This window comes from Peterkaempfera griseoplana (genome assembly GCF_001418575.1).
Lineage (GTDB): Bacteria > Actinomycetota > Actinomycetes > Streptomycetales > Streptomycetaceae > Peterkaempfera > Peterkaempfera griseoplana.
On sequence record NZ_LIQR01000239.1, the window covers coordinates 1 to 10,988 of the forward strand.

Sequence of the window (10,988 nt, forward strand, 5' to 3'; positions counted from 1 at the left end):
ACCCCCGGGCGGCCGCGCCTCCCCGGCCCCCGGGGCTGCGGTGCCCACGCGGTGATCGAGTTGTGACCGGATACGCTGCACTTGATGGCAGCAGCGGCATCCCGTACCGGCCGCATGACCGACCAGCGACAGGAGTGGTCTTCGTGACCGTCGTGGGGCCCTTGGGGCTGAGCATGCAGGACCAGGCGCTTGATGCCGACGTCCGGGACGGCATGGCCGCTGTCGAGGAGGCGCTGGCCGAGGCCACCAAGAGCGACGTGCCCTTCATCACGGTGGCCGCTCAGCATCTGCTGGAGGCCGGCGGCAAGCGGTTCCGTCCCCTGCTGACGCTGCTGGCCGCGCAGTTCGGCGACCCGGGCGCCCCCGGCGTGGTCCCGGCCGCCGTGGTCGTGGAGCTCACCCATCTGGCCACCCTGTACCACGACGACGTGATGGACGAGGCCCCGGTGCGGCGCGGCGCCCCCAGCGCCAACGCCCGCTGGGACAACTCGGTGGCCATCCTCACCGGCGACTTCCTCTTCTCCCGCGCCTCGCGGATCCTCGCCGACCTGGGCCCGGACGCCGTACGGGTGCAGGCCGAGGCGTTCGAGCGGCTGGTGACCGGCCAGATCCTGGAGACCGCCGGGCCCCGCCCGGGAGACGACCCGGTCCGCCACTACCTGGATGTCCTCAGCGGCAAGACCGGTGCGCTGATCGCGGTCTCCGCCCGGCTGGGCGCCATGCTGGCGGGCGTCGACGAGCGCACGGTGGAGGTCCTCACCGAGTACGGCGAGCGGATCGGCATCGCCTTCCAGCTGGCCGACGACGTGCTGGACATCGCCAGTGACGGCCACGAGTCCGGCAAGACCCCCGGCACCGACCTGCGGGAGGGCGTCCCCACCCTGCCGGTGCTGCTGCTGCGGGCCATGCCCGTGAACCCGGCGGACCGGGACGACGTCCGGCTGCGCGAACTGCTGGACGGCGACCTCTGCGACGACACCCGGCATGCCGAGGCGCTGCGCCTGCTGCGCGCCCACCCGGCGCTGGAGCGTGCCCGGGAGGAGACGATGCGCTACGCCGACGAGGCCCGCGACCTGCTGGAGCAGCTGCCGCCGAGCCCGTCCCGCACGGCCCTGGAGGGCCTCTGCGACGCCGTCGCCGTCCGGACCATGTGAAGTAGCACCCCGGCGTGCCGCGATGGGCCAGACTGGGCACGATCCCGTCTCCCAGCCGGAAGGCCGTCATGCTGCGCGTCGTCATCGCCGAGGACTCGGTACTGCTGCGGGAGGGCCTCACCCGGCTGCTCACCGACCGCGGACTGGAGGTGGTGGCCGGTGTCGGCGACGGTGAGGCACTGCTGAAGGCCGTGGCGGACCTGGCCGGCACGGGCGAGCTGCCCGACGTGGTGGTCGCCGACGTACGGATGCCGCCCACCCACACCGACGAGGGCGTGCGGGCCTGCGTGGAGCTGCGCCGCCGCCACCCGCAGCTGGGTGTGCTGGTCCTCTCGCAGTACGTGGAGGAGCGCTACGCCTCCGAGCTGCTGGCCGGTTCCACCCGTGGCGTCGGCTATCTGCTGAAGGACCGGGTGGCCGAGGTGCGGGAGTTCGCCGAGGCCGTGGAGCGGGTGGCGGCCGGCGGCACCGCCCTGGACCCCGAGGTGGTCGCCCAGCTGCTGAGCCGCAGCCGCAGGGGTGATGTACTGGAGGGGCTCACCCCGCGGGAGCGCGAGGTGCTGGGGCTGATGGCGGAGGGCCGTACCAACACGGCGATCGCCAGACAGCTGGTGGTGTCCGACGGCGCGGTGGAGAAGCACGTCAGCAATATCTTCCTCAAGCTCGGTCTGGCCCAGAGCCCGGAGGACCACCGGCGGGTGCTGGCGGTTCTGACCTACCTGAATTCCTGAGGCGCGGCGGACACCCTGAGAACCGCTGAAGAATGCCTCGCGTCTTTCCCTACGGCGGATTGTGCGGCACAGCGGGCATTGTTGGACGAAGCAGGTGAAAGCCGTCCGGACGGCCCCGGGGAAGACTCACATAGGCAACCCTTACCAGCTTAGGATGAGTGTGGTGCACCACGTGGACGGGAGCGCACGGCTCACGCTCGCAGATGGTGGCCGCTGAGGGAGGTCCAAGCCAGTGACCAGCCAGGTCGAGCAGACGGAGGCGGCGGACGGGGCGGCGGCACCCGCCGGCCCGCCCGGGGCGCCCGAGCGGCGGGCGGGCGGGCCCGTGAAGCAGGTGAAGCGCCTCGACCGAGTCATCATCCGCTTTGCCGGGGATTCCGGCGACGGTATGCAGTTGACCGGTGACCGATTCACCTCGGAGACGGCGTCGTTCGGAAACGACCTTTCCACGCTGCCGAACTTCCCGGCCGAGATCCGGGCTCCCGCCGGCACCCTGCCGGGCGTATCCAGCTTCCAGTTGCACTTCGCCGACCACGACATCCTCACGCCGGGCGACGCCCCGCATGTGCTGGTCGCGATGAATCCGGCGGCGCTCAAGGCCAATCTCGGGGATGTGCCGCGCGGCGCCGAGGTGATCGTCAACACCGACGAGTTCACCAAGCGTGCGCTGGCCAAGGTCGGCTACGCCGCCGACCCGCTGACCGACGGTTCGCTGGAGGCCTGGAACGTGCACCGGGTGCCGCTGACCACGCTCACCGTGGAGGCACTCAAGGGCAGCGGCCTGGCCCGCAAGGACGCCGAGCGCGCCAAGAACATGTTTGCGCTGGGGCTGCTCTCCTGGATGTACCACCGGCCGACCGAGGGCACCGAGCGGTTCCTGCGGCAGAAGTTCGCCAAGAAGCCGGAGATCGCGGAGGCCAATGTCACCGCCTTCCGGGCCGGCTGGAACTTCGGCGAGACCACCGAGGACTTCGCGGTCTCCTACGAGGTCGCCCCGGCGGCGCTGCCCGCGGGCCGCTACCGCAACATCTCCGGGAACCTGGCCCTGTCCTACGGCCTGGTCGCCGCCTCCCAGCGGTCCGGCCTGCCGCTCTTCCTGGGCTCGTACCCCATCACCCCGGCGTCCGACATCCTGCACGAGCTGTCCAAGCACAAGAACTTCGGTGTGCGGACCTTCCAGGCCGAGGACGAGATCGCCGGCATCGGCGCGGCCCTCGGCGCGGCCTTCGGCGGCTCCCTGGCGGTCACCACCACCTCCGGGCCCGGGGTGGCGCTGAAGTCCGAGACCATCGGCCTGGCGGTCTCCCTGGAGCTGCCGCTGCTGATCGTGGACATCCAGCGCGGCGGTCCCTCCACCGGACTGCCCACCAAGACCGAGCAGGCCGACCTGCTGCAGGCCATGTACGGGCGCAACGGCGAGGCCCCGGTCCCGGTGGTCGCCCCGGCCACCCCGGCGGACTGCTTCGACGCGGCGCTGGAGGCCGCCCGGATCGCGCTCACCTACCGCACCCCGGTCTTCCTGCTCTCCGACGGCTATCTGGCCAACGGCTCCGAGCCCTGGCGCATCCCCGAGGTGGACGCCCTGCCCGACCTGACGCCGGTCTTCGCCACCGAGCCCAACCATGTCACCCGGGAGGGCACCGAGGTCTTCTGGCCCTATCTGCGCGACCCGGAGACGCTGGCCCGCCCCTGGGCCGTACCGGGCACCCCGGGTCTGGAGCACCGCATCGGCGGCATCGAGAAGCAGGACGGCTCGGGCAACATCTCCTACGACCCGGCCAACCACGACCACATGGTCCGCACCCGCCAGGCCAAGGTCGACGGCATCGCCCGCTCCGTCCCCGAGCTGGCGGTGGACGACCCGTCCGGCGGCGCCCGGGTGCTGGTGCTGGGCTGGGGCTCCACCTACGGCCCGATCACCGCGGCCGTACGCCGGGTCCGCGCCCAGGGCGGTCATGTGGCGCAGGCCCATCTGCGCCACCTCAACCCGTTCCCGGCCAACCTGGGCGAGGTGCTGCGCTCCTACGACCGGGTGCTGATCCCGGAGATGAACCTGGGCCAGCTGGCGAAGCTGATCCGCGCCGAGTACCTCGTCGACGCCCGCTCGCACAACCAGGTCAACGGCATGCCGTTCAAGGCCGAGCAGCTGGCGGACGCCATCCAGGCAGCCATCGAGGAAGGAATGACCGCACATGTCTGAGGCCAACGGCCACGCCGGCGGGGCGGCCGGCGGTGCGGGGCTGCCCTCGCTCGCCCTGGTGCCCAAGGCCGCGGCGCCGCAGACCGCCCGGGACTTCAAGTCGGACCAGGAGGTCCGCTGGTGCCCGGGCTGCGGTGACTACGCCGTCCTGGCGGCTGTCCAGTCCTTCATGCCGGAGCTCGGCCTGGCCCGGGAGAACGTGGTCTTCGTCTCCGGGATCGGCTGCTCCTCCCGTTTCCCGTACTACATGAACACCTACGGGATGCACTCCATCCACGGCCGTGCCCCGGCGATCGCGACCGGGCTGGCCTCCTCGCGGCCCGACCTGTCGGTCTGGGTGGTCACCGGCGACGGCGACGCCCTCTCCATCGGCGGCAACCATCTGATCCATGCGCTGCGCCGCAACGTCAACCTGAAGATCCTGCTCTTCAACAACCGGATCTACGGACTGACCAAGGGGCAGTACTCGCCGACCTCGGAGCTGGGCAAGATCACCAAGTCCACCCCGATGGGTTCGCTGGACGCGCCCTTCAACCCGGTCTCGCTGGCGCTGGGTGCGGAGGCGTCCTTCGTCGCCCGCACCATCGACTCCGACCGCAAGCACCTGCAGTCGGTGCTGCGGGCGGCGGCCGAGCACCGGGGGACCGCGCTGGTGGAGATCTACCAGAACTGCAACATCTTCAACGACGGCGCCTTCGACGCCCTCAAGGAGCCCGCGACCCGCGACGAGGCGCTGATCCGGCTGGAGCAGGGCCGCCCCATCCGCTTCGGCAGCGACGGCTCCCAGGGTGTCTTCCGGGACCACGCCACCGGCGATCTGCACATCGCCGAGGTCACCGCGGAGAACGAGGCCTCGGTGCTGGTGCACGACGCCCACAGCGCCAGCCCCACGACGGCCTTCGCCCTCTCCCGGCTGACCGACCCGGACACCCTGCACCACACTCCCATCGGGGTGCTGCGCGACGTGGACCGGCCGGTCTACGACACCCTGATGGCCGACCAGCTGGACCAGGCCGTCCGGCAGCGCGGGCAGGGCGACCTCGCCGCCCTGCTGACCGGCGGAGACACCTGGCAGGTCGGCTGAGCAGCAGCCGTCCGCAGTCCGGGGCGCCCGCACACCTGGTGTGTGCGGGCGCCTCTGCTGTTCCGCTGCCCGGACGGGAGCCGTGGGGGGCCCCGCAGGGGGCGTACGGCGCGGTCTGGGGCAGCCGGCGCCGTAGTGGGCTACTCCTCCCCGGCGGGAGCGTTCAGCAGGGTCTGGAGGGCGCGGACGAAGCGTTCCGCCTCCTCCTCGCCCAGCGGGGCCAGGAAGCGGCGTTCGACCTCCAGTCGGGCCTGCTCGGCCTGCCGCAGGCAGCTGCGGCCGGCCTCGGTCGGTTCCACGATGTTGCGGCGCCGGTCCTGCGGGCTGCGGCGCCGCTCCACCAGTCCCCGCTCCTCCAGGCCGTCGATCAGGGCGACCATGGTGGTGCGGTCGACCCCCAGCTGCCGTGCGGCCTCGACCTGGGAGAGCGGCTCCCCGGTGGCGAGCACCACCAGGACCGCCAGTTCGTGCCCGTCCACGCCGAAGGGTGCCAGGGCCTGGCCACCGGCCTGGTTGAGCCTCAGCTGGGCGTGCTTCAGCAGATATCCGAGCCGTGAGGCCAGGGGCCCGGCAGCGCTTTCCATGCCCTCACTGTACTGCGGGGCTGATTGTCACCTAGTCTGATCGTCAGCGATACTGACGAAACGGAGCCCTGCCATGACAGAGCGGGAAGTGGCGTTCGGCCTCAAGACCACCCCCATGCACGTCTCCTACCAGGACATCCTCCGGGTCTGGCAGGAGGCCGACGGCCTCCCGGACATCCAGGACGCCTGGCTCTGGGACCATCTGATGCCGTTGGCCGGGCCCAGGGACGGCCAGGTCCTCGAAGGGTGGACGCTGCTCAGCGCCCTGGCGGCGCAGACCCGGCGGCTGCGTCTGGGCCTGCTGGTGACCAGCAACCGGATCCGCCGGCCCGCCGTCCTCGGCAAGATCGCCACCACTGTGGACGTCGTTTCCGGCGGCCGGCTGGTGATGGGGATCGGCGTCGGTGGCACCCGTCAGCCGCCCGGCGCGGGCGGCATCCCGGGTGAGAACCCCGCGGTCGCCGAGTACGAGGCCTACGGCCTCACCCTGGTCCCGCCGGCCGAGGGCATCGAGCGGCTGGCGGAGACGATCGCCATCCTCAGACGGATGTGGACCGAGGAGGTCTTCGACTTCGAGGGCCGCCACCACCGTCTGCGGGGCACCCGCAACGAGCCCAAGCCCGTGCAGCGCCCGGGTCCGCCGCTGCTGGTGGGCGGATGGGGCACCAGGACGCTGCGGCTGGTGGCCCGGGAGGCCGACATCTGGAACATCCCCGGGCCGCCGCACAACGGCGTGGAGACCGTCGCGGAGCGCAGCCGGGTGCTGGACGCCCACTGTGCCGCCCTCGGCCGCGACCCGGCGGAGATCACCCGATCGGTGCAGCTGACCGTCGCCCACGACGACCTCGCGGGGTGCCGCCGTACGGTCCTGGACCTGGTCGCGGCCGGGTTCACCCATGTGGTGCTGAACCTGGCCAGGCCCTATCCCCCCGGCGTGGTGCACCGCCTCGTGGAGGAGGTGGTGCACCCCGTGCGCGCCGCCCTGGACCGGGGCTGACGGGGCCGGGGCTGACGGGGCCGGCCCCGCCGCCCCGGAACGTAAAGGGGCGCGGGGCGCCACCGGATCGCTCCGGCCGCGCCCCGCGCCGTTTCCCGGGTGGGGGTCTCAGGGGGACGTCACCCCGCGCGGGTCACTCGGTGAGGCGGGTCACTCGTTGAACAGCTGGCCGTACGCCGCGTACGCGGTGGCGATGTCGGCCTGCGCCCAGAACCGGTGGTAGTTGAAGACCGGGGCGGCGCCGCCGTTCAGGTAGTTCTGGACCTTGGACCACTGCGGGTCCTTGGTGTACCAGGACCGGATCGACAGGAAGGTCGCGTTGGAGTCGATCTTGTCGCCGTTGGGCATGGTGCCCGTCCAGCCGGACGGCACGTAGACACCGTCGTGGTTGGTGTTGGAGGTGCTGTACTTCTGGGTGACCCGGCTGTAGTCGGCACGGGTCTCCGGGACGGAGATGCCGAGGCTGTCCTGGTCGTTGGCCCACATGTCGTCCAGCAGCGCCTTGGCGGTCGACTTGGCGCTGGCGTTGCCGGACTTGGCCGCGTAGTAGCTGAGCACCTTGGCGTAGGAGCCGGTGACGCCCACGTCGTTGGTGTAGTCCTGGATGGTGACGTGCAGGTTGGTGTTGGCGGCCGGGCTGCTGGGGTTCCAGGTGGCCGGGGCGCCGCTCCACTTGAGGGTGGAGGGGATCTGGTAGGTGCCGTCAGAGTTGATCTTGGTGTTGGCGACGGCCCACGAGACCCACTTGTCCAGCACCGCCTTGGCCTTGGCGTCGCCGGTGGAGTAGTAGTACTCCGCCACGCGCTCCATGGACCAGGCCTGGAAGCCGAACCACTGGTTGCTGTCCGGGTCGTGGTAGACCGGGGCCGGGTCGTACGCCATGCCGTAGAAGGTCGGCGTACCGGACGGCGGGGTGCCGTAGGCGCCGCCCCAGCTGTTGGTGGCGCCACCCGCGATGGCGCCCTCGCTGGACTGCAGCCAGGTGTAGAACTCCAGCTGGCGGGAGAGCGAGGTGGTCCAGTCGGTCTTGCCGGTGGCCGACTTGGGCGCCATGTTGGCGTCGTTGGTCAGCGCGTAGGCCGCCATCGGGTTCTGGTAGCCCTGGTGGGCCGCACCGTCGCCGATGCGCCAGGCCCAGCCGGCGTTGGTGTCGGTCGCGCCACCCCAGGCGTAGTACCAGGAGAGCAGGTAGTGCTCGCTGTCCTTGCCGGTGCCGGCCGCGCAGCTCGGGCTGGTGCAGCCGAGCTTCTTGAAGTACTTGTCGAAGAACGAGTACCGCAGGTAGTCACCCATCTTGCCAGCCTTGGCGACCGTGGCGGCGACGTCCGCCTGCTTGCCCTGCGCCTTGGCCCAGGTGTCGGCCCAGTAGGCGGCCTGGATGGCGCGCGAGTCGGCGTCGGGGGCGTCGGTGAACTTCCACTGCTTGGCGTAGCTGGTGTCCTTGGTGAACAGGTCCAGGTAGCCGTTGGTGCCGCCGTACTTGAAGTTGTCGCAGGACGGCTGCGGGATGGTCTCGAACACCGACTCCTGCGCGCCGCGCTGGTAGGAGTTGATGTAGGACGGGCCCTTGGCCGTCGGGCCGTTCTCGCAGCCGGTGCTGTCCGGCGTCACGCCGTAGCCGTAGATGTTGTCGACATCCTCCAGCCAGTGCATGCCGTAGATGTCGTCGGTGCCGTACGCGGACTTCAGCTCGGACGCGATCGGGTCCACGCCGACCGAGACGCCGCTGTCCAGCTGCGACGGGTACTGGTCCGGCAGGTCGTGCTCGGGCGCGTAGGTGGCCGGCTTCGAGGCGTTGTAGAAGCTGTTGGTCGGCTGGTTGTTGTGCGTGGGGATCATGTACTTCTCCATGAGCGCCCACGCGTTGTTGAACTTGGACCAGTCGCCGCTGACCTGGCCGTACTGCGCCTGCAGCCAGATCAGGTAGCTCCACGCCTCCGAGGTGGTCTCGTGACCGTAGTCGGGGGCCTCGATGATGAGGGTCTCCACCGAGTGGTACGGGACACCGTCCGGCGAGAAGTAGCCGTTGGCCGGGTCCATGATCTTGTTGTACTCGTCCAGGAAGTGCTGGGTGTAGGTGCCGCCGCTGGACGCCTTGAGCTCGGTGACGGTCACACTGGTCGCGTCGTAGCCGGTGGCGCTGACGTTGAAGGTGGCGGCGCCGGTCGACGAGGCGTCGGCGGTCACGGTCACGGTCTGCGCGGTCGACCAGTTGGACGGCGTGAAGGTCAGCGTGGCCGGGCTCGCCGACAGGCCGGTGTTGCCGCCGGAGGCGCGGGCCACCGTGGCGGTGACGTTGGCGGTGGGCGCCTGGGAGAGCTTCACCGTGAAGGTGGTGGTCTTGCCCTGGTTCACCGACAGCGAGCTGGGGGCCGCGACCAGAGCCGGGCCCGAGGCCACGTGGACGCCGACCGGGGTGGACTCGCTGGAGGCCCCGGTGGAGTCGTAGGCCTTGGCGTAGACGGAGTAGTCACCCGCCGGCACGCCGGTCCAGTTGTAGGTGAACGGCGAACCGGTCGCGGTGCCGATCAGGGTGGTGTCGCTGTAGAACTCCACCTTGGTGATGGTGGCGCCGTCCGCCGCGGAGGCGCTGGCCGCCAGCGGGATGGTGCCGCCCGCGCTGTAGTTGCCACCGGCCGTGGGGGAGGTCAGGGCCACCGTGGGGGCCGCGTGGGCGCCGTTGCACGCGGTGCCGTTGACCGTGAAGGAGGTCGGCTTGGCGTTGGTGCCGCTGTAGTTGAAGTTGGCGGCGGTGGTGACGTTGCCGCCGGCGGAGATGGTGCCGTTCCAGCCCGCGTCCTTGACGGTGACGGCCTGTCCGGACTGCGACCAGACACCGTTCCAGCCGCTCTGCAGCTTCTGGTTGCCGGTGTAGCTGTAGCCGAGGGTCCAGCCGTTGATGGCGGCGGTCCCGCGGTTGGTGATGGTCAGGTTGGCGGTGAAGCCGCTGCCCCAGTCGTTGGTGGAGTAGGTGACGCCGCAGGCGAAGTCGGCCGCCGCCGCGCCGCCGGCCCACGGCCCGACGGCCGGGAGGACGGCGCCCGCCGTGGCTGTCGCCAGGGCGGCGATGATGGTTCTGGTGCGCGCTCGCATGAGAGCTGCTCCTCTGGGTGGTGAGGTGCAAGGGGTGGTGGGTGCGCTCCCACTGGTCCGGCAGCAAGGTAGCCGGTTCCGCCCTGCTCATGACACCCCTGATGCATTGAATGTTTGGGCAAAAAATTCGGCACACACTGGCCTGCACGCGGTACTTGACGCTCCGTCGGATCGTCGGGCACGCTTTGGGAGCGCTCCCACTGGTCTGGTCCCTGCCTGTCTTCAGAGGGCCCTCGTCACGGACCCCGTTACGCTCATCCCATGCGGATCTCCGTCTCCTCCGACATGGACGAGGGCATCGCCCCCGCACTGGTCGCCGAACTCGGCCGGCGCGGCCACTCGGTCGTCCCGCACGGTGCACTGCACCCCGGGGAGAGGTCCGGCTGGGCGTACAGCGCCGAGGCTGCCGCACGGGACGTCGCGGAGGGCCGCGCCGACCAGGCCGTCGTCTGCTGCTGGACCGGGACCGGGGCCTCCATCGCCGCCAACAAGGTCCCCGGTGTGCGGGCGGCCCTCTGTGCCGACGCCGTCACGGCCGCAGGTGCCCGGCGCTGGAACGACGCCAATGTGCTGGCCCTGAGCCTGCGCCTCACCTCGGCCGCGCTGCTCGGCGAGATCCTGGACGCCTGGTTCACCGCCCGGCCGAGCGAGGAGCCGGAGGACCGGGAGAACATCGGCCATGTCGACCGCATCGGCACCTCCCCGGTGGACCCCGAGCCCGCCCCCCGCTGGCTGGTGATGCGGCAGGACGACAACGGCAACCGCTTCCCGGTGAGCCGTTTCGCGGACCGGGCCGAGGCCCAGGCGTGCGCCGACGAGTTCGAGGCCCGCGGTCACAAACAGCTCTACTGGGTCGCCGAGGAGGAGCTCTGACCCCCGCCGCCGAGCCGCCCGCCGGGTCCTGCGGGGGATCCTCGCCCGGGTAGGGTCCGGCATGACCGGATTCCCGCGGATGAGGGGGCAGAGCGATGTCGGTCCTGATCGACACGGTGGCATGGGTGCGGCTGGAGGGCGGCCGGATCCTCTGTGCGCGCTCCCGGGGGAAGGACGTCTTCTACATCCCCGGCGGCAAGCGCGAGGGTACGGAGAGCGATCTGCAGACCCTGCTGCGTGAGGTCGAGGAGGAGCTGGCGGTCGCCCTGCTC

General features: G+C 70.9%; 8 protein-coding genes and 1 pseudogene. 7 read left to right on the top strand and 2 right to left on the bottom strand.

The features are described from left to right. Positions 1 to 143: 143 nt before the first annotated feature. The 4 genes from AOK09_RS18310 (at position 144) to AOK09_RS18325 (ending at position 5,169) form a co-directional block, all read left to right on the top strand. On the top strand, positions 144 to 1,154 hold the full coding sequence (locus AOK09_RS18310) for a polyprenyl synthetase family protein (protein ID WP_055588281.1): 1,011 nt from the start codon (positions 144 to 146) through the stop codon (positions 1,152 to 1,154). A gap of 71 nt (positions 1,155 to 1,225) precedes the next feature. Beyond that, the gene (locus AOK09_RS18315; protein WP_322973195.1) at positions 1,226 to 1,885 is read left to right on the top strand and encodes a response regulator transcription factor; all 660 of its coding nucleotides are present in this window, start codon (positions 1,226 to 1,228) and stop codon (positions 1,883 to 1,885) included. Between the two features lie 232 nt (positions 1,886 to 2,117). Beyond that, positions 2,118 to 4,085 carry a 2-oxoacid:acceptor oxidoreductase subunit alpha gene (locus AOK09_RS18320; protein WP_055588283.1) on the top strand — a complete coding sequence of 656 codons (1,968 nt, stop codon included), beginning with the start codon at positions 2,118 to 2,120 and terminating at the stop codon, positions 4,083 to 4,085. Beyond that, entirely contained in the window at positions 4,078 to 5,169 is a 1,092-nt protein-coding gene (locus AOK09_RS18325) for a 2-oxoacid:ferredoxin oxidoreductase subunit beta (RefSeq protein ID WP_055588284.1), read from the top strand. Before AOK09_RS18320 ends, AOK09_RS18325 begins: the two co-directional genes overlap by 8 nt. A gap of 140 nt (positions 5,170 to 5,309) precedes the next feature. Here the strand turns inward: AOK09_RS18325 and AOK09_RS18330 are convergent, their stop codons facing one another. Further along, positions 5,310 to 5,753, bottom strand: coding sequence for a MarR family winged helix-turn-helix transcriptional regulator (locus tag AOK09_RS18330; RefSeq protein ID WP_055588285.1), 444 nt, complete (start codon positions 5,751 to 5,753; stop codon positions 5,310 to 5,312). Positions 5,754 to 5,826: 73 nt separating this feature from the next. On the opposite strand from AOK09_RS18330, the gene AOK09_RS18335 reads away from it, so the two are divergent. Continuing rightward, positions 5,827 to 6,750 (top strand): LLM class flavin-dependent oxidoreductase, encoded by a 924-nt coding sequence (locus AOK09_RS18335; RefSeq protein ID WP_055588286.1) that lies wholly within the window; start codon positions 5,827 to 5,829, stop codon positions 6,748 to 6,750. Between the two features lie 150 nt (positions 6,751 to 6,900). Here the strand turns inward: AOK09_RS18335 and AOK09_RS18340 are convergent, their stop codons facing one another. Then, the gene (locus AOK09_RS18340) at positions 6,901 to 9,843 is read right to left on the bottom strand and encodes a glycoside hydrolase family 48 protein (RefSeq protein WP_079063195.1); all 2,943 of its coding nucleotides are present in this window, start codon (positions 9,841 to 9,843) and stop codon (positions 6,901 to 6,903) included. A gap of 261 nt (positions 9,844 to 10,104) precedes the next feature. Here AOK09_RS18340 and AOK09_RS18345 point away from each other — a divergent pair. Next, positions 10,105 to 10,536, top strand: a pseudogene (locus tag AOK09_RS18345) (RpiB/LacA/LacB family sugar-phosphate isomerase); the annotation flags it as partial. Positions 10,537 to 10,811: 275 nt separating this feature from the next. After that, on the top strand, positions 10,812 to 10,988 hold a 177-nt coding region (locus AOK09_RS18350; protein WP_157875940.1), incomplete at its 3' end, for an NUDIX domain-containing protein.

Bases quoted from the DNA above. Each gene is read 5' to 3' on its own strand.
- AOK09_RS18325 (WP_055588284.1), top strand. From the start codon at position 4,078: ATGTCTGAGGCCAACGGCCACGCCGGCGGGGCGGCCGGCGGTGCGGGG.
- AOK09_RS18330 (WP_055588285.1), bottom strand. From the start codon at position 5,753: ATGGAAAGCGCTGCCGGGCCCCTGGCCTCACGGCTCGGATATCTGCTG.
- AOK09_RS18335 (WP_055588286.1), top strand. From the start codon at position 5,827: ATGACAGAGCGGGAAGTGGCGTTCGGCCTCAAGACCACCCCCATGCAC.
- AOK09_RS18340 (WP_079063195.1), bottom strand. From the start codon at position 9,843: ATGCGAGCGCGCACCAGAACCATCATCGCCGCCCTGGCGACAGCCACG.